This is a genomic window from Streptomyces sp. NPDC000880 (assembly GCF_053599675.1).
Genome location: NZ_JBSFMS010000014.1, coordinates 43,007 through 62,209, shown reverse-complemented (window position 1 = coordinate 62,209; position 19,203 = coordinate 43,007). Strand labels below are relative to the sequence as shown.

At 70.0% G+C, this 19,203-nt stretch carries 18 protein-coding genes and 3 pseudogenes; 14 read left to right on the top strand and 7 right to left on the bottom strand.

The window, feature by feature from the left end:
* The first annotated feature begins 118 nt into the window (after positions 1-118).
* On the top strand, positions 119-2,800 hold the full coding sequence (locus ACWDO5_RS07335; protein WP_450529176.1) for a SpoIIE family protein phosphatase: 2,682 nt from the start codon (positions 119-121) through the stop codon (positions 2,798-2,800).
* Positions 2,801-2,809: 9 nt separating this feature from the next.
* Here ACWDO5_RS07335 and ACWDO5_RS07330 read toward each other — a convergent pair whose 3' ends face one another.
* Positions 2,810-3,388: a histidine phosphatase family protein gene (locus ACWDO5_RS07330; RefSeq protein WP_450529174.1), complete on the bottom strand. Its 579-nt coding sequence runs from the start codon at positions 3,386-3,388 to the stop codon at positions 2,810-2,812.
* A 261-nt stretch (positions 3,389-3,649) separates the two neighbouring features.
* Between ACWDO5_RS07330 and ACWDO5_RS07325 the strand changes: the two genes are divergently transcribed.
* Both ACWDO5_RS07325 and ACWDO5_RS07320 read left to right on the top strand, forming a co-directional pair.
* Complete coding sequence (locus ACWDO5_RS07325) at positions 3,650-3,865, top strand: CbtB domain-containing protein (RefSeq protein WP_450529172.1); 216 nt, start codon at positions 3,650-3,652, stop codon at positions 3,863-3,865.
* A gap of 28 nt (positions 3,866-3,893) precedes the next feature.
* Entirely contained in the window at positions 3,894-4,670 is a 777-nt protein-coding gene (locus tag ACWDO5_RS07320; RefSeq protein ID WP_450529170.1) for a CbtA family protein, read from the top strand.
* Between the two features lie 179 nt (positions 4,671-4,849).
* Here ACWDO5_RS07320 and ACWDO5_RS07315 read toward each other — a convergent pair whose 3' ends face one another.
* Genes ACWDO5_RS07315 through ACWDO5_RS07305 form a run of 3 tightly spaced genes read right to left on the bottom strand, consistent with a single transcriptional unit; the run spans position 4,850 to position 7,811 of the window.
* Positions 4,850-5,818 carry an aldo/keto reductase gene (locus ACWDO5_RS07315; protein WP_450529168.1) on the bottom strand — a complete coding sequence of 323 codons (969 nt, stop codon included), beginning with the start codon at positions 5,816-5,818 and terminating at the stop codon, positions 4,850-4,852.
* A 35-nt stretch (positions 5,819-5,853) separates the two neighbouring features.
* Positions 5,854-6,906, bottom strand: coding sequence for an NAD(P)-dependent alcohol dehydrogenase (locus tag ACWDO5_RS07310; protein WP_450529166.1), 1,053 nt, complete (start codon positions 6,904-6,906; stop codon positions 5,854-5,856).
* Positions 6,903-7,811 carry a helix-turn-helix transcriptional regulator gene (locus ACWDO5_RS07305; RefSeq protein WP_450529164.1) on the bottom strand — a complete coding sequence of 303 codons (909 nt, stop codon included), beginning with the start codon at positions 7,809-7,811 and terminating at the stop codon, positions 6,903-6,905. The genes ACWDO5_RS07310 and ACWDO5_RS07305 overlap by 4 nt, the downstream gene beginning before the upstream one ends.
* Before the next feature lie 100 nt (positions 7,812-7,911).
* Here ACWDO5_RS07305 and ACWDO5_RS07300 point away from each other — a divergent pair.
* Positions 7,912-8,190 (top strand): annotated as a pseudogene (locus ACWDO5_RS07300) (sensor histidine kinase); the annotation flags it as partial.
* On the opposite strand, the pseudogene ACWDO5_RS07295 reads toward ACWDO5_RS07300, so the two are convergent.
* Positions 8,122-8,295: pseudogene (locus ACWDO5_RS07295) on the bottom strand (DNA-binding response regulator); the annotation flags it as partial. The pseudogenes ACWDO5_RS07300 and ACWDO5_RS07295 overlap by 69 nt on opposite strands.
* Before the next feature lie 96 nt (positions 8,296-8,391).
* Here ACWDO5_RS07295 and ACWDO5_RS07290 point away from each other — a divergent pair.
* Positions 8,392-8,834, top strand: a pseudogene (locus tag ACWDO5_RS07290) (VOC family protein); the annotation flags it as partial.
* On the opposite strand, the gene ACWDO5_RS07285 reads toward ACWDO5_RS07290, so the two are convergent.
* Both ACWDO5_RS07285 and ACWDO5_RS07280 read right to left on the bottom strand, forming a co-directional pair.
* Positions 8,774-9,511, bottom strand: coding sequence for a DUF6597 domain-containing transcriptional factor (locus ACWDO5_RS07285; RefSeq protein ID WP_450529162.1), 738 nt, complete (start codon positions 9,509-9,511; stop codon positions 8,774-8,776). The pseudogene ACWDO5_RS07290 and the gene ACWDO5_RS07285 sit on opposite strands and share 61 nt — an antisense overlap.
* Before the next feature lie 157 nt (positions 9,512-9,668).
* Positions 9,669-10,859, bottom strand: coding sequence for a YihY/virulence factor BrkB family protein (locus ACWDO5_RS07280; protein ID WP_450529161.1), 1,191 nt, complete (start codon positions 10,857-10,859; stop codon positions 9,669-9,671).
* A 17-nt stretch (positions 10,860-10,876) separates the two neighbouring features.
* On the opposite strand from ACWDO5_RS07280, the gene ACWDO5_RS07275 reads away from it, so the two are divergent.
* The 9 genes from ACWDO5_RS07275 to cysD all read left to right on the top strand — a co-directional run bounded on the left by ACWDO5_RS07275 (position 10,877) and on the right by cysD (position 19,203).
* Entirely contained in the window at positions 10,877-12,541 is a 1,665-nt protein-coding gene (locus tag ACWDO5_RS07275) for an acyl-CoA dehydrogenase family protein (protein WP_450529159.1), read from the top strand.
* A 422-nt stretch (positions 12,542-12,963) separates the two neighbouring features.
* A complete protein-coding gene (locus tag ACWDO5_RS07270; RefSeq protein WP_450529217.1) occupies positions 12,964-14,226 on the top strand; it encodes a GAF domain-containing protein in 1,263 nt (420 codons plus the stop codon).
* 51 nt (positions 14,227-14,277) lie between these two features.
* Entirely contained in the window at positions 14,278-14,844 is a 567-nt protein-coding gene (locus ACWDO5_RS07265) for a GNAT family N-acetyltransferase (protein ID WP_450529157.1), read from the top strand.
* 96 nt (positions 14,845-14,940) lie between these two features.
* A complete protein-coding gene (locus ACWDO5_RS07260; RefSeq protein WP_450529215.1) occupies positions 14,941-15,024 on the top strand; it encodes a putative leader peptide in 84 nt (27 codons plus the stop codon).
* A gap of 115 nt (positions 15,025-15,139) precedes the next feature.
* The gene (locus ACWDO5_RS07255) at positions 15,140-16,837 is read left to right on the top strand and encodes a nitrite/sulfite reductase (RefSeq protein WP_450529156.1); all 1,698 of its coding nucleotides are present in this window, start codon (positions 15,140-15,142) and stop codon (positions 16,835-16,837) included.
* Complete coding sequence (locus ACWDO5_RS07250) at positions 16,834-17,013, top strand: hypothetical protein (protein ID WP_450529154.1); 180 nt, start codon at positions 16,834-16,836, stop codon at positions 17,011-17,013. Before ACWDO5_RS07255 ends, ACWDO5_RS07250 begins: the two co-directional genes overlap by 4 nt.
* On the top strand, positions 17,010-17,705 hold the full coding sequence (locus ACWDO5_RS07245) for a phosphoadenylyl-sulfate reductase (protein WP_450529152.1): 696 nt from the start codon (positions 17,010-17,012) through the stop codon (positions 17,703-17,705). The genes ACWDO5_RS07250 and ACWDO5_RS07245 overlap by 4 nt, the downstream gene beginning before the upstream one ends.
* Positions 17,687-18,271 (top strand): adenylyl-sulfate kinase, encoded by a 585-nt coding sequence (gene cysC, locus ACWDO5_RS07240; protein WP_450529151.1) that lies wholly within the window; start codon positions 17,687-17,689, stop codon positions 18,269-18,271. The genes ACWDO5_RS07245 and cysC overlap by 19 nt, the downstream gene beginning before the upstream one ends.
* A complete protein-coding gene (cysD, locus tag ACWDO5_RS07235) occupies positions 18,268-19,203 on the top strand; it encodes a sulfate adenylyltransferase subunit CysD (protein ID WP_450529149.1) in 936 nt (311 codons plus the stop codon). Before cysC ends, cysD begins: the two co-directional genes overlap by 4 nt.

The window sequence follows — 19,203 nt, the reverse complement described above, 5'->3', positions numbered from 1 at the left end:
CGGCACAGATCCGCGGTGCGGCCCGCACTCATTCTGTGGCGAACGCGTCGCGCGTACGGCCTTTGCGCTCTACGGTGCGCAAATAGCTCGGCGTATGCGGGAGGTGTAGAACTAGGTCATGGCCGCACGCTACGGCCGCCCGCGCTCGGTTCTGCGGATGCGAACTGTCGCAGGTCAGGTCTTTCTCCTGCAATTGGCGATCGTGGTGTTGCTCGTCGCGGCCGCCATGGTCGCGCTCGTCCTGCAGTCCAGGTCCGACAGCGAGCGCGAGGCCCGCAACCGGTCGGTCGCCGTCGCCGAGACCTTCGCCAATGCGCCGGGCATCGAGGAGGCACTGAAGAGTCCCGATCCGACGGCCGTGCTCCAGCCGCGCGCCGAAGAAGCCCGCAAGCGATCCGGCGTCGACTTCATCGTCGTCACCAACACCGACGGAATCCGCTACACCCACCCGCTGACCGACCGGATCGGGAAGAAGTTCGTCGGCGATCTGGGGCCCGCGCTGGCCGGCCACATCACAACCGAGAAGATCACCGGGACGATCGGGCCGCTCATCCAGGCGGTGGTACCGGTCACGGGACGTGATGGCTCGGTCGTCGGCCTGGTGTCCGCCGGGATCACGATCGAGCATGTCAGCAGTGTCGTCGAGGACCAGTTCCCGCTGCTGTTCGCGGCAACCGGTGCGGTGCTTGTCGTCAGCACCGGCGGTACGGCGCTGGTCACCCGACGGCTGCGCCGCCAGACCCACGGCCTCGGCCCCGTCGAGATGACCCGGATGTACGAGCATCACGACGCCGTGCTGCACGCCGTACGGGAGGGCGTCCTCATCGTCGGCGGGGACGGGCGGCTGCTGCTCGCCAACGACGAGGCGCGTCGGCTGCTCGATCTGCCGGCGGACGTGGAAGGCCGCCCGGTCACCGAGCTCGGCCTTGACCCGCTCACCGCCCGGCTGCTCGCCTCCGGGCGGACCGCCACCGACGAGGTGCATCTGATCGGGGACCGGCTGCTCGCCGTGAACCAGCGGCCGACGGACCAGGACGGCGGGCCACCGGGCAGCGTCGCGACGCTGCGCGACACCACCGAGCTGCGGGCGCTGACCGGGAAGGCGGATGTTGCGCGGGGGCGTCTGAAGCTGCTGTACGACGCCGGTACGGAGATCGGCACCACCCTCGACGTGGTGCGCACCTGTGAGGAACTGGCGGAGTTCGCCGCGACCCGGTTCGCCGACTACGCCACCGTCGATCTGGTGGAGGAGGTGCTGCGCGGCGAGGAGCCGACGGCCGCGGGCCCCGGCCACGACATGCGCCGTGTGGCCTTCAGCGGACGGCGGGAGGACACCGCGCTCTACCCGCTGGGCAAGCTGATCCACTTTGTGCCGTCCACGCGGCTGGGTTTCGGCATCCGCAAGGGCGAGGCGGTCCTGGAGCCGGATCTGGCCGCGTACACCGGGTGGCAGGAGCAGGATCCGCAGCGGGCGAGGAAGCTCGTCGAGTGCGGAATCCACTCGATGATCGCGGTGCCGTTGCGCGCCCGCGGCGTGATTCTGGGCGTGGCGATGTTCTGGCGCTCCGAGAAGCCCGAGCCGTTCGAGGAGGAGGACCTGTCCCTCGCGGAGGAGCTGGTCGCGAGAGCCGCGATCAGCATCGACAACGCTCGCCGCTACACCCGCGAGCACACCATGGCGGTGACCCTCGCGCGCAGTCTGCTGCCGCGCGGCCTGCCCGAGCAGAACGCCATCGACGTCGCCTACCGCTACCGGCCCGCGCAGGCCGGGCTCGGCGGGCTCGGCGGCGTCGGCGGGGACTGGTTCGACATCATCCCGTTGCCGGGCGCCCGGGTGGCGCTCGTGGTGGGCGACGTCGTGGGCCACGGCCTGCACGCCGCGGCGACCATGGGCCGGCTGCGGACCGCGGTCCACAACTTCTCCAGCCTGGATCTGCCGCCCGACGAGCTCCTTTTCCACCTTGACGAGCTGGTCGCCCGCATCGACCAGGACGAGGCCGCGGACGGCACGGAGGGGGTCACCGGAGCCACCTGTATCTACGCGATCTACGACCCTGTGTCCGGACACTGCACGATGTCACGGGCAGGCCATCTCCAGCCCGTCGTCGTCCACCCGGACGGCACCGCGGTCTTCGCCGATGTGCCCGGCGGCCCGCCGCTCGGGCTCGGCGGACTGCCCTTCGAGACCCTGGACCTTCAGCTGCCCGAGGAAAGCCGCCTGGTGCTGTACACGGACGGGCTCATCGAGGACCGCGACCGCGACATCGACGACGGCTTGGCGCTGCTGCGCCAGACGCTGGCGGAGCAAGCGGACCGGAGCCCGGAGGAAACCTGCGAGGCGGTGCTGAAGGAGCTGCTGCCGGAACGCCCGCGCGACGACATCGCGCTGCTCGTCGGCCGTACGCGTGTCCTGGACTCCAGCCGGGTGGCCGACTGGGAAGTGCCGCCCGACCCGTCGGCCGTGGGACAGGTGCGAGCCGCCGTCTCCCGCAAGCTGGCCGAGTGGGGTCTGGCGGAGGAGGCATTCACGACGGAACTGATCCTCAGCGAGCTGGTCACCAACGCGATCCGGTACGCCACGGGACCGATCCGCGTACGGCTGATCCGTGACCGCTCCCTGATCTGCGAGGTCTCGGACCACAGCAGCACGTCCCCGCACCTGCGCCAGGCGGCGATCACGGACGAGGGCGGCCGGGGGCTGTTCCTGGTAGCCCAGTTCGCGGAACGCTGGGGCACGCGGTACACCCCGGACGGCAAGGTCATCTGGACGGAACAGCCACTGCCGGCCGAGGGGCAGTGAGCACGGGCGTCAGCCGGCCTCCGGGCCCAGCGGGCGTCCGCACCTCATGTTCCAGCGGCCCCCGCGGCCGGTGAGTTCCGTCAGAGTCAGAGGGGCGACGTCCAGACGCCAGAACGCCTCCGGTGGCAGGGACAGCGCCTGTACGATCGCCGCCCGCGTCACCGCCGGGTCGACGACCGCGAGGACACGGCCGGCGTCGGGCGGGAGCGACTCCAGCCACGCGCCCACCCGCGTGCAGAGCGACCGAAGCGACTCGCCGCCGTGCGGTGCGCACGACGGATCACAGAGCCACGCCGACACCGACTCCGGCTCGCTCGCGCTCACTTCGTCCAGTCGTCGCCCACGCCAGCGGCCCAAGTCCCAGTCACCGAGGGCCTCGGCAGGCTCCGCCCGCAGGCCCAACGCGGCGGCAGTCTCCCGGCAGCGCGCGGACGAGCCGCTCAAGAGCCGGTCGGCGCGCGGCAGCGCACCAGCGGCGGCCCGGGCGCGGCGTGCTCCCGACTCGTCCAGCGGCGCGTCACCGTCGAAGCGGGCCTCTCGCAGCGCCGCGTTCGTCGCAGGTGAGATCAACATCACCCGTACCGTCATCCCGTGCGCTCCCCTCCCCCTCGCGGCCAAGGAACAAGAACATCATGGGCGTTCGGACGCCAGGTCACGCGCCCCTGCGCCGTAGCGGTGCAGGCCCGCACGCGGTACGGTCGCGTGGACATGACGAAGGTGTGACGGAAGCCCGGTGAGAATCCGGCACGGTCGCGCCACTGTGTACCCGTTCCCCTGCGGGAAGTCAGACCCAGCGCCTTCGTCTCAGGCACCACGATCGGGACGCGTGTTCCCCCAGGAGGTTCTGCCATGGCACAGTCTGCTGCGCCCGCCACCGCCGCACCGGCCATCACCCCCATCTCGCTCAAGGCCATCGCCCCCTGGGCGTTCTTCTTCGGCGTTCTGATGCTGGTTCTGCTCTACTTCGTCGGCGCCGAGCAGGGCGCCACCTCGCTCATCTCCGGCGAGAACGTCCACGAGTGGGTCCACGACGGACGCCATCTGCTCGGCTTCCCCTGCCACTAGAACTTCTTCAGAGCTCAGGGGAAAGACCATGAACTCCATATCTGTCAGAGCCCTGCTCGTCCGCGGCATGCTCGCGGGCCTGGTTGCCGGCGTCTTCGCCCTCGTCGTCGCGTACCTGCTCGGCGAGTCCCCTGTGGACGCGGCCATCGCGTTCGAGGAGAGCAACAGCCATGAGCACGGCCACGGCGGCGAGGAACTCGTCAGCCGCGCCATGCAGTCCACGGCCGGTCTCGCCACCGGCGTACTGGTCTTCGGCGTCGCGATCGGCGGCATCGCCGCCCTCGCGTTCGCTGTCGCGCTCGGCCGCATCGGCCGGTTCGGTCCGCGCGCAACAGCCGCGCTGGTCGCTCTCGGCGCGCTGCTGAGCGTGTACGTCGTGCCGTTCCTCAAGTACCCGCCGAACCCGCCGGCCGTCGGCGACCCCGACACGATCGGCAAACGCACAACGCTGTACTTCCTGATGATCCTGCTCAGCGTCCTGCTCACGGTCGCCGCGGTGATCCTCGGCAAGCGCCTGGCTCCCCGTCTCGGCAACTGGAACGCGACCGTCGCCGCCGCGGCCGCGTTCGTCGCCGCCGCCGGTCTCGCCTTCGCCTTCCTGCCCTCGTTCAACGAGGTGCCGAAGGGCTTCCCGGCAACAGTGGTCTGGGAGTTCCGGCTGGCCACGCTCGCCATCCAGGTCACCCTCTGGACCTGCTTCGGACTGGTCTTCGGGTACCTCGCCGAACGGCTCCTCACACCGGGGACCGCGACGGCGGCGGACGGGAAGGGCACCACATCGCGGGCGACGGCCGCCGCGAACTGACGTACCGGGCGCCCGCGTCGGCGCATCCGCCGAAGCCCGCCGCGGCAGCCGCCCGGCGGGCTCCGGCATGTCCGCCGTCGCACATCGATGCACGAAGAGGTGGCCCCAACCCGCGACAGCGGACGGAGGCCACCTCTTTGTCAGGACAGCGCGCGGAAAGCGGGTGCCTGGCCGGCCTGCTAGAAGCCTGACACCGCGTGCGGAGTGTAGGGCTCGTCGAGCCGCTTCAACTCGTCCCCGCTGAGCTCCACATCAAGCGCGGCCAGCGCGTCATCGAGATGGTGTGGCTTGGTCGCCCCGACGATCGGTGCCGTCACCCCAGGCTGCTGGGCGAGCCAGGCGAGCGCCACCTGCGCCCGCGGAATGCCGCGTTCGGCGGCGATCTCCGCGACACGCTCGACGATGACCCGGTCATCGTCCTTGTAGAGCGTCTTCCCGAAGTTGTCGATCTCGCTCCTGACGCTGGATTCGTCCCAGTCCCGGGTGAGCCTGCCCCGCGCGAGCGGGCTCCAGGGGATCACCCCGATGCCCTGGTCCGCGCAGAGCGGCATCATCTCGCGCTCTTCCTCCCGGTAGAGGAGGTTGTAGTGGTTCTGCATGGTGGCGAAACGCGTCCAACCGTGCCGCTCCGCTACGTAGAGTGCCTTGGAGAACTGCCAGGCGTGCATCGAACTCGCCCCGATGTAACGCGCCTTGCCGGCCTTGACGACATCGTGAAGCGCTTCCAGCGTCTCCTCGATGGGCGTGTTCGGGTCCCAGCGGTGGATCTGGTACAGGTCGACATAGTCGGTGCCAAGCCGCCGCAGGCTGTTGTTGATCTCGGTGAAGATCGCCTTGCGGGACAGCCCGCCTCCGTTCGGCCCCGGGCGCATAACTCCGTGCACCTTGGTCGCCAGTACGATCTCGTCCCGGCGGGCGAAGTCGCCGAGTGCGCGGCCGACGATCTCCTCACTGGTGCCGTCCGAGTAGATGTTCGCGGTGTCGAAGAAGTTGACCCCCGCCTCGACGGCCCGCCGGATGAAGGGGCGGGACTCCTCCTCGTCCAGGGTCCATTCGTGGTTACCGCGATGGGGCGCGCCGTAGCTCATGCATCCCAGCACGAGCGGCGAGACGTCAAGACCGGTCGAGCCGAGCTTTACGTAACGCATGATCTCCCTAGGGTGTCAGCCGTGTAAGCCGTGTCTCAGTCGCGCAGGGAAGCGATGTCAATGACGAAGCGGTAGCGGACGTCGCTGGCGATGACGCGCTCGTACGCCTCGTTGATCTGGTCGGCGTTGATGACCTCGATGTCGGCGGCGAAGCCGTGCTCCGCGCAGAAGTCCAGCATCTCCTGGGTCTCCTTGATGCCGCCGATCAGCGATCCGGCCAGCGTCTTGCGGCCCATGATGAGCGAGAACAGGTGGAGGGAGCTGGGGTCCTCGGGCGCACCGACGTTCGCCAGGACGCCGTCCGGCTTCAGCAGCGAGAGGTAGGCGTTCAGGTCGACGACGGCCGACACCGTGCTGACGATCAGGTCGAAGGTCCCGGCGAGCTTGGTGAAGGTCTCGGGGTCGCCGGTCGCGTAGTAGTGGTCGGCGCCGAGCCGCAGCGCGTCATCCTTCTTGCGCATCGTCTGGCTCAACGCGGTGACCTCGGCGCCCTTGGCGTGAGCGATCTTGATGCCCATGTGGCCGAGGCCGCCGACGCCGACGATGGCGACCTTCTTGCCGGGGCCCGCGTTCCAGTGGGTGAGCGGGGAGTAGAGGGTGATGCCGGCACAGAGCAGCGGGGCCGCGACATCGAGGGACAGACCATCAGGGATGCGCAGCACGTAGTTCTCGTCGACGACGATGTGGGTGCTGTAGCCGCCCTGCGTGACCTCACCGTCACGGTACTTGTCGTTGTACGTGCCGGTCATGCCGCCGTCGTCGGTGCAGAACTGCTCCAGGCCGGCCAGGCACTGCTCGCACTTGCGGCAGGAGTCGACGAAGCAGCCGACGCCGACCCGGTCACCGACGGCGTACTTGGTCACGCCAGGACCGACCTCGGTGACGACACCCGCTATCTCGTGGCCCGGCACGATGGGGAAGGCGGCCTCGCCCCACTCCTCGCGGACGGTGTGGATGTCGGAGTGGCAGATGCCGGCGTAGGCGATCTCGATCAGTACATCGTGCTCGCGGACGGCGCGGCGCTCGATAGTGGTGCGCTCCAGCGGAGCCTTCGCCGAGGGGGCGGCATAGGCGGTGGCGGTGGTCATGGGTAGATTTCTCCTTGGGATATCTGATCAGGAAGCGAAAATCGTCCGTCGGCCGCGCCGGCGGTTCCGGTCCAGTTGGCGAGCAGCTGTAGCGCGGTCTCGGACGGCGAGTTCGGCTCGACGGTGTAGACGCACATCGTCTGGCAGTCCTCACTGGGGAAGGTGACGTTCTCGTAGGCCAGGGTCATTTCCCCCACCAGGGGGTGGTGGTAGTGCTTCACGCCGTGCGTCTTCTCCCGCACGTTGTGGTCGGCCCACCAGGACCTGAACTCCGGGCTCTTGATGGTCAGTTCGCCGACCAGCTCATTGAGCAGTCGGTCGTCGGGATTCCGGCCCGCGTCCATCCGCAGGGTGGCCACCATCTCGGCGGCGCACCTGTCCCACTCCCGGTACAGCTCGCGGGCGGCCTCGTCCAGGAACATGAACCGCAGCAGATTGCGCTCCCGGTGCGGCAGCGCGTCGAAGTCAGTGATCAGCGCCCGCGCCAGCCGGTTGGATGCCAGTACGTCCATCCGGCGCCCGATCACGAAGGCCGGAGACCGGTCGTCCAGCATCCGCAGCATGCTGTGCACTCCCGGCCTCACCCGCTGTGGGCGCTGCGGGCGGAAGCGTGCCGCGCGGCGCTGCTTGGGCCGGGACAGCTCGAAGAGGTAGGCCCGCTCGGTGGCGTCCAGTTGCAGAGCCCTGGCCACGGCGTCCAGCACCGTCTCCGACACGTTCATAAGCCGACCCTGTTCCAGCCGGGTGTAATAGTCGGTACTCACCCCGGCCAGCTGTGCCAACTCCTCACGCCGCAGCCCCGGTACCCGGCGGGTGGTCGCGGTCGTCGGAATTCCCGCGTCCGCCGGGCTCAGTCTCGCCCGGCGCGACCGCAGGAACTCCCTGAGCTCGGCGCTTTGGTCCATGCCTTCCAGTATTAGCGGACCGACTGACCGGGACAGCGCCCAGGGTAGGTCTGCCAGACCCAGGCGGCGCCCGCCGAGCACGTCCGAGCCGGAAACCGGAGTCACCGAAATCCACGCGGGCACGCCGGCCCTCACACCCACCCGGATGTCGGTGTACGACCTGGTCGGCGAGGCGCTCGCCGGGGCGGACCCGCTCGCCCGCGAGTACGGCGTACGCCTCGTCGGCGACCGTGTCGAGCCGGTCCCGGTCGAGGTGGACGGCAAGGAGATGACCCGCGTACTGGCGAACCTCCTGGTCAACGCGATCCGCCGGACCCCGGCCGACGGCACGGTCGCCGTCGCCGCCGAGCGCCGCGAGGAGTGGGTTGTGCTGTCCGTCGGGCCCGTCGGCGGCCCGGTCCACGGTGAAGCCCGCGCGCTCCAGATAGCCGGCGACGACCTCGGCGACGGTCGGATCGTCGTCGACGACCAGAATGTTGTGCATACCGCCAGTGTCCTCGTACGCAGGACGGTCCACGGCACGCGCCGCCTTACGAAACCATGACGCCCAGAGAAAGACCGGCGTGCGAAACAGCAGACGTCCGATTCGTTCAAGACCCGGGCCCGGGCCCCGCCTACGGTGAGGTCATGACTCCACGACTCGATGCGATCGGCCTCGTCGTCGCCTACATGGCCGCCTCGCTCGCCTTCTACCGACGGCTCGGCCTGGACATCCCCGCCGAAGCCGACTCCGCGCCCCACGCCGAGGCGACGCTGTCGAGCGGGCTGCGCGTGCTGTGGGACACCGAGGAGACCGTCCGCTCCTTCGACCCCGGTTGGACCCGGCCCACCGGCGGCGGCGAGCGTCTCGGTCTCGCCTTTGTCTGTGACAGCCCCGCCGAGGTGGACTCGGTGTACGCCGAGCTGATCGAGGCCGGCTACCAGGGGCACCTCAAGCCCTGGGACGCCGTCTGGGGGCAGCGTTACGCGGTCGTCCTGGACCCCGACGGCTGTGCCGTCTCGCTGTTCGCCAACGCCTCGTAGGCCCCCAGGGTGATTCCGGCCAGATCGCGCATCTCGCGGGCGAGGTGCGCCTGGTCGGCGCAGCCCGCGGCGAGTGCCGCTCCGGCGTACGGCACACCTTCCCGTACGAGGGTCAGCGCACGCTGCAGCCGCAGCACCCGGGCCAGCGTTTTGGGCCCGTAGCCAAAGGCGTCCAGGGAGCGGCGGTGCAGCTGGCGCGCGCCGAGGCCGATGGCGTCCGCCGCGCCCGCGACCGTGCCACCCGCCCCCAGGCGGCGCACCACCTCGCTCAGCAGCGGATCGGGCGGGCCGGCCGCGGCCGCGCGGCGCAGCGCCACGGCCTCCAGCTCCGCCACCGGGTCCGCGGCCTCGTCGATCCGCTCCGTGAGCCGGCGCGCCTCGGCCGCGCCCCACACGTCGGCGAGCTCGACCCGCTGGTCGCGCAGCTCGTGCGCCGGTACGCCGAGCAGCGCGGGCGCGGTCCCGGGCGCGAAGCGCACTCCCGCGTAGAGAAGGGTGAGATCACCCTCGGCGGTGTGGGCGTGGGTGTCGGGTCCCGCCACGAGGAGGCGGCCATCGGCCCACAGCAGGTCCATGCAGCCGTCGGGCAGCACCGGGTACCTGGCACCGGCGCGGAGGTCCACGGTCCGCGTCCAGACGACGGCGCCGGCGAGTCGCGACGCCCGTTCCTCGTACATGACAACGAGGCTAGTCCCTCCCGAACGCCGCGGTGTTGATCAAGAATGGTCGCCCGGAACGCGACGAGGGCGTCCGGAGCGAACTCCGGGGCGCGTCCCGCCAGTTGACCGGCGTGGACGCCGGCACGGACCCCGCCGCCCGCCCCGCAGGCCGCCGCTACTCCTTGGGCTCCTTGTCACGGCCGTTGTCGCGGTGCTCCTTCTCACGGGGCTCCCGGGTGCTGTGCAGCCGGGACTTCACATCGTCCGGCGGGAGGAACCGCGACCACCGCTCCGGGAACTCCGAGGGCATCTCCCCGTTGTCCGCGTCGTCCTCGTCGTCGTCCTCGTCGTCGTCCTCGTCCGCGAAGACGTGGGCCGCCTTCGCCCGGGCCAGGACCTCCGCCGCCTGGGCGGCGCGGACGCGTTCGTTGGCCGCGCGGGCCGCGGCCGTGGCCACCGACGGCCAGACGCGGTCGATCGCGGCATTGACCGCCGCGCCCACCAGGACCGCGAAGGCGGTGAGGCCGATCCACAGCAGGACGGCGATGGGGGCGGCGAGGGAGCCGTAGATCGTGGGGCCCTCAACCGTGCTGGTGAGGTAGATGCGCAGCAAGAAGCTGCCGAACACTCCCATTCCGAGCGCCACCAGCGCTCCGGGGACGTCCTCGATCCACGGGGACCGGACGGGGACGGACACATGGTAGAGCGTGGTCAGGAAGGCGATCGAGAGCAGGCTGACCACCGGCCAGTACAGGACGCTGACGACTTCCGTGCCCCATGGGATGAGCTCCACCACCCGGTCCGGGCCCACCACCGCCAGCGGCAGAACCACCGCGCCGATCAGCAGGGCCACGATGTAGAGCAGGAAGGCGAGCAGCCGGGTGGCGACGATGCCGCGCTGGCCGTCGAGGCCGTACATCACGGTGATGGTGTCGATGAAGACGTTCACCGCCCGCGATCCCGACCAGAGGGCGATCGCGAAGCCGATGGAGATGACGTCGGGACGGCCGCCGTGGGTGACGTCCTCCAGCAGGGGCTTGGCGATCTCGTTGACGCCCCGGTCGGACAGCACCGTGCCGACCGCGCCCAGGATGTTCTCCTCGATCGAGGCGACGGTGGTGGTGTTGGTCCAGTTGTCGATATAGCCGAGGAGACCGATCAGGCCGAGCATCAGCGGCGGCAGGGACAGCAACGTGAAGAACGCCGCCTCGGCGGCGAGGCCCAGGATGCGGTATTCGATGCACGAATTGACCGTGTCTTTCAGCAGCAGCCATGCCATCTTCCGCTTGGAGACGTTGCGGTAGAGGACTCGGGCCCGGTGGAGTCGGCCCGATGGCCGCTCGGGTGTTTCATTTGCTGCCTGCACCTCCTTACCGTATCGGCATGGCAGCTACCACCCACACAGTGACCAACCAGGCTCCGCCCCTGGTGGGGTACGACGTCTACACCGCCGACCGGGCGCTCACCGAGGGCGTGGAGCGGCATATCGCTCCGGAGCTCCTCGACGAGGCACGCGAACAGCTCACAGAGCTCGGCCGCACCGCGGGCTCCGCGCAGGCCCAGGAGTGGGGGGTGCAGGCCAACGAGAATCCGCCGAAACTGCGGACGCACGACCGGTACGGAAACCGGATCGACGAGGTCGAGTTCCATCCGGCCTGGCACCGGCTGCTGGGCCACGGCGTCTCCGCGGGTCTGACGAACGCCTGGGGCCGGCCGGCCGGGCATGTGCGGCGCGCGGCCGGGTTCCTGGTGTGGACGCAGGCCGAGGCCGGGAACGGCTGTCCGCTGTCGATGACGCACGCCTCCGTCCCCGCGCTGCGTACGGACCCGGCGCTGGCAGCCGAGTGGGAGCCGCGGCTGACCTCGCAGGTGTACGAGGAGGGGCTGCGGCCGGCCTCGCTGAAGGCGGGGTCGGTGTTCGGGATGGGGATGACGGAGAAGCAGGGCGGCAGCGACGTCAGAGCCAATACGACGCGGGCCGAGCCGGTCGCCGGTGACGGGGAGTATGTGCTCACCGGTCACAAGTGGTTCTGCTCGGCTCCGATGAGTGACGGTTTTCTGGTACTCGCCCAGGCGGCCGGGGGCTTGACCTGTTTCCTGGTGCCTCGGGTGCTGGAGGACGGAACGAGGAACGTGTTCCGGATCCAGCGGCTCAAGGACAAGCTGGGCAACAGGTCCAATGCGTCGAGCGAGGTCGAGTTCGACGGGACGTGGGCGCGCCGGGTGGGCGACGAGGGGCGCGGGGTGCGCACGATCATCGAGATGGTGGCGGCGACCCGGCTCGACTGCGTCGTCGGATCGGCCGCGCTGATGCGGCAGTCGGTGGCGCAGGCGATCCACCACAGCGCGTACCGCAGCGCGTTCGGCGGGCTGCTGATCGACAAGCCGCTGATGCGCAACGTGCTGGCCGATCTGGCGCTGGAGTCGGAGGCGGCCACAACGCTGGCGCTGCGGCTCGCCGCGGCGTACGACGCCGATACGGAGGAGGAGCGGGCGTTTTTGCGCCTGGCGGTGCCCGCGGCCAAGTACTGGGTGACCAAGCGGTGTACGCCGACGGTCGCCGAGGCCCTGGAGTGTCTGGGCGGCAATGGCTACGTCGAGGAGTCGGGGCTGCCGCGGCTGCTGCGCGAGTCGCCGCTCAACTCGATCTGGGAGGGCTCGGGCAACGTACAGGCGCTGGACGTCCTGCGGGCGCTCTGGGGGTCCCCCCACGCCGCAGGGCGTAAGGGGAGCGAGCCGCAGGCGCTGAACGCGTTCCTGCAGGAGGTCGGCACGGCGCGGGGCGCGGACCACCGGCTGGACGGGGCGATCAAGGACCTGCTGACCGAGCTGGCCGATCTGAACGGCATCGAGGCGCGGGCGCGCCGGCTGGTGGAGCGGATGGCGCTGGTGCTTCAGGGGTCGCTACTGGTGCGGTGGGCGCCGCCGGAGGTGGCGGACGCGTTCTGCGCGTCGCGGCTTGGCGGGGACTGGGGCGCGGCCTTCGGCACGCTGCCGCACACGCTGGATCTGGCGTCCGTCGTGGACCGGGCACGAGCGGTGGTCTGACGGCCGGCCGTGAAGCGGAGCGGGCGCGAGCCGCGGCTGACCGCCTCGGGCCGCACCCGCTCGGCCGGGTCACGATCGTCGAGCGGCGCGAGCCGCGGTCCGGCGGGCCGGAGCGGCGCGAGCCGCGGTCCGCCGCGTCCTGGGAAGATTGTCGGGGTGGTGCTGCGCCGACACGGCACCACCCCGCGCTCCGTCATACGCCCACAGCAAAGCGGTGCGGTGCATGAGGGACCACCGGAACGAACCGGTGCTGCGTCAGCTTCGTACACACGCACGCCTATTCGCGAGGGTTGCAGAAGGTTGCAGCTTTGTGCGCCGTATTTGCCACGGCTCTCGGTCAAGAGGGGCACGATTGTGCCAGCCCCCCGCACTCGGACGCGGCCTCGCCCAGGAGGACTCCAGTGCACACGACATCACTCGACATGGCCAGACTCGCCGCCATGGACACCGCGAAGGCCACCCGGCTGCTGAAGGGAGTGCGGGACGCCACGCTCAACGGCCGCCCGACGCGGGTCGGCCCGCGGGCGGACATCGAAGAGTCCTGGCAGCGGATGCTGCGCGGGGGCGTGGATCCCGACCGGGGCCGAAGGGCCGGGCTGCTGCCGCTGGAGGAGTTGGAACGCCGTCGGCACGCCTCGCCGCTGCGGGAGGTGCTGCCCGTCCTGCGGGACGGTCTGGTGTCGATCGCCGACGCGGCGCAGCACATCATGGTCGTCGCGGACGCCGAGGGAAAGCTGCTCTGGCGCGAGGGCAAGGCGACCGTGCTGCGCAAGGGCGACTCGCACGGCTTCGTACTGGGCGCCGACTGGAACGAGGGTCTCGTCGGCACCAACGGCATCGGCACCCCCCTTGTCTCCCGGCGGCCGGTCCAGGTGCACTCCGCCGAGCACTTCGTCTCCGCCCACCACGGCTGGACCTGCGCGGGAGCACCGGTCACCGATCCGCGCGACGGCAGGCTGATCGGTGTCGTCGACATCAGCGGACCGCTGAACACCATGCATCCGGCGACCCTCTCGCTGGTCACCTCGGTCACCCGGCTCGCCGAGGCCGAGCTGCGCAACCGGCATTTCGCGGCGCTGGACCGGCTGCGCGGTGTGGCGGCCCCGCTGCTCGCGAGGCTGGCCGGCCGGGCACTGGCCGTGGACGTGAACGGCTGGCCCGCCGCGGTCACCGGCATGCCACAGACCGGCCGGCTACCGCTTCCGAAGTCCATCGACGGCAGCCGGCTCTGGCTTCCCTCGCTCGGCATGTGCACGGTCGATCCGCTGCCCGGCGGCTGGCTGGTGCGGGTGAACGAGGAGCGTTCCGCGGCGCCGCCGGCCCGCGTGGTGGTGGATCTGAGCAGACCCCGGCGGCCCTCGGTCACCGTCTCGGGCGATGCGGGCAGCTGGGTGCAGGAGCTCAGCCCGCGCCACGCCGAGCTGCTGTATGTACTGGCGCTGCACCGGGACGGGCGCAGCGCCGCGCAGCTGGCGCAGGACATCTTCGGGGACGGCACGCGGACGGGGACGGTACGGGCCGAGATGTCGCGGCTGCGGCGGCATCTGGCGCCGGTTCTCGCACACCGCCCGTACCGCTTCGCCGAGGACATCGAGGTGGAGCTGGTGCGGCCGGAGCAGTCGGCCGAGCTGCTGCCGCACTCCACGGCCCCGGCCGTGCGCGGCGCCCACCGCGATCCCCAATGATCCGCGGACGCGACTTTGGCCTCATCAGGGCGTCGTGATTCCCTGGCGGGCATGAGCATCACCGTGACCACCTGGTCCCTGGAACAGACCTCGCCCGCGGATCTGCGGCCGGCCGCCACGCCCGAAGGGGATGTGCGGATCGTCCACGCCGAGGTGCCGTCCCCGGAGTTCAGCCGCTTTCTGTACACGGCTGTCGGCGGTGACGTCCAATGGAACGACCGGCTCGGCATGACGTACGCACAGTGGGAGGAGCTGCTCGCCAGGCCGGGGACCGAGACCTGGGTGGCGTACGAGAAGGGCACCCCGGCCGGCTATGCGGAGCTTCAGGCGCAGGACGGCGGCTCGGTCGAGATCGTCTACTTCGGCCTGATCCCGTCGTTCCGGGGCCGGCGGATCGGTGGCCATCTCCTGTCGTACGCGGTCGCCAGGGCCTGGGACCTGGCGGAGCGGTGGCCGAGGCTGACTCCGACGAAGCGGGTCTGGCTGCACACCTGCTCCAAGGACGGCCCGCACGCCATGGACAACTATCTGCGGCGTGGCTTCGCTCTCTTCGACACCTCGGTCGGCGAGGAGCCCGAAACGGCCACCCCCGGTCCCTGGCCCGGCACTCACAGCTGAGTGACGGGCAACACACCGTCTCGCGATGCGGGACGGTGTTGTCCACATCCTGGACATCGGTGGACTGTCGTCGGATCGCCGTGCCACGCTTCCGTCATGTCTCGAGCTGGAATTGCCTTGGTGAGTCGGCGGCACGTCGACCTCGGCCGCATGTCCAGCGCCATGTGTCCGGTCTGCTGAAAGACCAGCACAGCCGAGCATTCCGCACCCCTTAGAACCTCCTGCGCACTGCCGCGCCCCCGCGCGAGTGTGCAGCTCAGAGCCGCCCTCCTGCAGTCTCGAAGGACATATCGCCATGGCCGCCACCCCTGAAAAGCCCGCCCCCGCCGAGCCCCGCCGCAAGGCCGGACGCCACCGCGGCGAAGGCCAGTGGGCCGCTGGCCATCTGACCCCGCTGAACGCCAACGAGCAGACCAAGAAGGACGACGACGGTCTCAATGTGCGGACACGCATTGAGACGATCTACGCCCACCGCGGCTTCGACTCGATCGACGGCGCCGACCTGCGCGGCCGGATGCGCTGGTGGGGGCTCTACACCCAGCGCAAGCCCGGGCTCGACGGCAGCAAGACCGGCATCCTCGAGCCGGAGGAGCTTGACGACAAGTACTTCATGCTGCGCGTCCGCATCGACGGCGGTCGGCTGACCACGGAACAGCTGCGCGTCATCGGCGAGATCTCCCAGGAGTTCGCGCGCGGCACCGCCGACATCACGGACCGGCAGAACATCCAGCTCCACTGGATCCGCATCGAGGACGTCCCGGAGATCTGGAACCGTCTTGAGGCCGTCGGCCTGTCCACGACCGAGGCCTGCGGCGACACCCCGCGTGTGATCCTCGGCTCGCCGGTCGCCGGTATCGCCGCCGACGAGATCATCGACGGCACTCCCGCCATCGACGAGATCCACCGTCGGATCATCGGCAACAAGGACTTCTCGAACCTGCCGCGCAAGTTCAAGTCGGCGCTCTCCGGTTCGCCGCTGCTCGACGTGGCGCACGAGATCAACGACATCTCCTTCGTCGGCGTGAACCACCCCGAGCACGGCCCCGGCTTCGACGTGTGGGTCGGCGGCGGCCTCTCCACCAACCCCAAGATCGGCCAGCGGCTCGGCGCCTGGGTCCCGCTGGACGAGGTCCCGGACGTCTACGAGGGCGTCATCTCGATCTTCCGCGACTACGGCTACCGCAGGCTGCGCACCCGCGCCCGCCTGAAGTTCCTGGTCGCCGACTGGGGCGTGGAGAAGTTCCGCCAGATCCTCGAGGACGAGTACCTCAAGCGCAAGCTGATCGACGGGCCCGCCCCGACGCAGCCCGTACAGCAGTGGCGCGACCACATCGGTGTGCACCGGCAGAAGGACGGACTTTTCTACGTCGGGTTCGCGCCGCGCGTCGGCCGGGTCGACGGCGCCACGCTCACCAAGATCGCCGAGGTGGCGGACGCGCACGGCTCGGGCCGGCTGCGCACTACGGTCGAGCAGAAGATGATCGTGCTCGATGTCGAGGAGTCGCAGGTCGAGTCGCTGGTGGCCGGTCTTGAGGCGCTGGACCTGAGGGTCAACCCGTCGCCGTTCCGGCGCGGCACGATGTCCTGCACCGGCATCCAGTTCTGCAAGCTGGCATTCGTCGAGACCAAGGCCCGCGGTTCCTCGCTGATCGACGAACTCGAAAGCCGCATGCCCGAGTTCGACGAGCCGATCACCATCAACATCAACGGCTGCCCGAACGCCTGCGCCCGTATCCAGGTCGCGGACATCGGTCTCAAGGGCCAGTTGGTCCGCGACGCCGCGGGCAACCAGGTCGAGGGCTTCCAGGTACACCTGGGCGGCGCGCTCGGCCTGGAGGCCGGGTTCGGCCGCAAGGTGCGCGGCCTGAAGGTCACCTCGGACGAGCTCCCGGACTACGTCGAGCGCGTTCTGCGGCGCTTCCAGGAGGAGCGCGAGGACGGCGAGCGCTTCGCGACCTGGGCAGCGCGCGCGTCCGAGGAGGCGCTGTCATGAGTGAGAGGGCTGCCCCCTTCTACTGCCCGTACTGCGGCGACGAGGACCTGCGTCCGAACGAGCAGGGCCACGGCGCGTGGGAATGCGCGGCATGCAATCGGGCCTTCCAGTTGAAGTTCCTCGGGCTGCTGGCCAGTGGGTTTCGGCGCACCAACGGTGGAGGGGACGAGATATGACGACGGTTCAGACCAATCTCAAAGATCTCGCGGAGCAGGCCGGGCGGGACCTCGAAGAGGCCTCCGCGCTGGACATTCTGAAGTGGGCGGCCGACACCTTCGGGCCGCGCTTCTGCGTCACGTCCTCGATGGAGGACGCGGTGGTGGCCCACCTCGCCTCCCGTGCCTTCCCGGGCGTTGACGTCGTCTTCCTCGACACGGGCTACCACTTCCCCGAGACGATCGGGACCCGGGACGCCGTGGACGCGGTGATGGACGTCAACGTCATCACGCTCACCCCGCGGCAGACCGTGGCCGAGCAGGACGCCGAGTACGGCCCCAGGCTGCACGACCGCGACCCCGACCTGTGCTGCGCGCTGCGCAAGGTCAAACCACTCGAAGAGGGCCTGACCGAGTACGACGCGTGGGCGACGGGCCTGCGCCGCGACGAGTCCCCGACCCGGGCGAACACTCCGGTCGTCGGCTGGGACGAGAAGCGGCAGAAGGTCAAGATCTCGCCGATCGCCCGCTGGACACAGGACGACGTGGACGCGTACGTCGCCGAGCACGGCGTCCTCACCAACCCGCTGCTGATGGACGGTTACGCCTCCGTTGGCTGCGCGCCCTGCACCCGCCGGGTGCTGGAGGGCGAGGACGCGCGCGCCGGCCGCTGGGCCGGCCGGGGAAAGACCGAATGCGGGCTGCACGGCTGATGAACAACGACGAGAAGCAGCGGGAGAAGCACGTGACTGGGGCCACCATCTGGCTCACCGGTCTGCCGAGCGCGGGCAAGACCACCATCGCCTACGAGCTGGCCGACCGGCTGCGCGCCGACGGCCACCGGACGGAGGTGCTCGACGGCGACGAGATCCGCGAATTCCTCTCGGCCGGCCTCGGCTTCACTCGCGAGGACCGTCACACCAACGTCCAGCGGATCGGTTTCGTCGCCGAACTCCTCGCGTCCAACGGCATCAAGGCGCTGGTGCCGGTGATCGCTCCGTACGAGGACAGCCGCGAGTCCGTCCGCAAGCGCCACCAGGCCGAGGGCACCGCGTATCTGGAGGTGCATGTCGCCACTCCGGTGGAGGTGTGCTCCGTACGCGATGTGAAGGGTCTGTACGCCAAGCAGGCGGCCGGCGAGATCAGTGGTCTCACCGGCGTCGACGACCCGTACGAGGAGCCGCAGAGTCCGGATCTGCGGATCGAGTCGCACACCCAGACCGTGCAGGAGTCCGCGGCGGCACTTCACGCGCTGCTCACCGAGAGGGGCCTGGCATGACGACCGCCGCCACTGTTCACGAGGGCACTGACAGCCCGTACGCCCTGTCGCACCTGGACGCGCTGGAGTCCGAGGCGGTGCACATCTTCCGCGAGGTGGCGGGCGAGTTCGAGCGGCCGGTGATCCTCTTCTCGGGCGGCAAGGACTCGATCGTCATGCTGCATCTGGCGCTGAAGGCGTTCGCGCCGGCCGCGGTCCCCTTCACGCTGCTGCACGTGGACACCGGGCACAACTTCCCCGAGGTCCTCGAGTACCGCGACCGCACCGTCGCCGAGCACGGGCTGCGCCTGCATGTCGCCTCCGTACAGGACTACATCGACCGTGGGGTGCTCCGCGATCGCCCCGACGGGACGCGTAACCCGCTGCAGACCGTGCCGCTGACCGAGGCCATCCAGGAGCACCGTTTCGACGCGGTGTTCGGCGGTGGCCGCCGGGACGAGGAGAAAGCCCGCGCCAAGGAGCGGGTGTTCTCGCTGCGGGACGAGTTCTCACAGTGGGACCCGCGCCGGCAGCGACCCGAGCTGTGGCAGCTCTACAACGGCCGCCACGCGCCCGGCGAGCATGTGCGTGTCTTCCCGCTGTCCAACTGGACCGAACTGGACGTCTGGCAGTACATCAAGCTCGAGAAGATCGAGCTGCCCGAGATCTACTTCGCGCACGAGCGTGAGGTCTTCCAGCGCTCCGGCATGTGGCTGACCGCCGGTGAGTGGGGCGGCCCGAAGGAGTCCGAGAGCGTCGAGACGCGGCTGGTGCGCTACCGCACCGTCGGCGACATGTCCTGCACCGGCGCCGTCGACTCCGACGCCACCACGCTGGACGCCGTGATCACCGAGATCGCCGCATCCCGGCTCACCGAGCGGGGCGCGACCCGCGCCGACGACAAGATGTCCGAGGCCGCGATGGAAGACCGCAAGCGCGAAGGGTACTTCTAG

What these genes read in the sequence shown, in the direction of transcription:
- ACWDO5_RS07325 (WP_450529172.1), top strand. Translation starts at nt 3,650, where the DNA reads ATGGCACAGTCTGCTGCGCCCGCCACCGCCGCACCGGCCATCACCCCC.
- ACWDO5_RS07270 (WP_450529217.1), top strand. Translation starts at nt 12,964, where the DNA reads ATGGCCAGACTCGCCGCCATGGACACCGCGAAGGCCACCCGGCTGCTG.
- ACWDO5_RS07250 (WP_450529154.1), top strand. Translation starts at nt 16,834, where the DNA reads ATGAGTGAGAGGGCTGCCCCCTTCTACTGCCCGTACTGCGGCGACGAG.
- ACWDO5_RS07320 (WP_450529170.1), top strand. Translation starts at nt 3,894, where the DNA reads ATGAACTCCATATCTGTCAGAGCCCTGCTCGTCCGCGGCATGCTCGCG.
- ACWDO5_RS07335 (WP_450529176.1), top strand. Translation starts at nt 119, where the DNA reads ATGGCCGCACGCTACGGCCGCCCGCGCTCGGTTCTGCGGATGCGAACT.
- ACWDO5_RS07260 (WP_450529215.1), top strand. Translation starts at nt 14,941, where the DNA reads ATGTCTCGAGCTGGAATTGCCTTGGTGAGTCGGCGGCACGTCGACCTC.
- ACWDO5_RS07310 (WP_450529166.1), bottom strand. Translation starts at nt 6,906, where the DNA reads ATGACCACCGCCACCGCCTATGCCGCCCCCTCGGCGAAGGCTCCGCTG.
- cysD (WP_450529149.1), top strand. Translation starts at nt 18,268, where the DNA reads ATGACGACCGCCGCCACTGTTCACGAGGGCACTGACAGCCCGTACGCC.
- ACWDO5_RS07275 (WP_450529159.1), top strand. Translation starts at nt 10,877, where the DNA reads ATGGCAGCTACCACCCACACAGTGACCAACCAGGCTCCGCCCCTGGTG.
- cysC (WP_450529151.1), top strand. Translation starts at nt 17,687, where the DNA reads ATGCGGGCTGCACGGCTGATGAACAACGACGAGAAGCAGCGGGAGAAG.
- ACWDO5_RS07285 (WP_450529162.1), bottom strand. Translation starts at nt 9,511, where the DNA reads ATGTACGAGGAACGGGCGTCGCGACTCGCCGGCGCCGTCGTCTGGACG.
- ACWDO5_RS07255 (WP_450529156.1), top strand. Translation starts at nt 15,140, where the DNA reads ATGGCCGCCACCCCTGAAAAGCCCGCCCCCGCCGAGCCCCGCCGCAAG.
- ACWDO5_RS07330 (WP_450529174.1), bottom strand. Translation starts at nt 3,388, where the DNA reads ATGACGGTACGGGTGATGTTGATCTCACCTGCGACGAACGCGGCGCTG.
- ACWDO5_RS07245 (WP_450529152.1), top strand. Translation starts at nt 17,010, where the DNA reads ATGACGACGGTTCAGACCAATCTCAAAGATCTCGCGGAGCAGGCCGGG.
- ACWDO5_RS07305 (WP_450529164.1), bottom strand. Translation starts at nt 7,811, where the DNA reads ATGGACCAAAGCGCCGAGCTCAGGGAGTTCCTGCGGTCGCGCCGGGCG.
- ACWDO5_RS07315 (WP_450529168.1), bottom strand. Translation starts at nt 5,818, where the DNA reads ATGCGTTACGTAAAGCTCGGCTCGACCGGTCTTGACGTCTCGCCGCTC.
- ACWDO5_RS07265 (WP_450529157.1), top strand. Translation starts at nt 14,278, where the DNA reads ATGAGCATCACCGTGACCACCTGGTCCCTGGAACAGACCTCGCCCGCG.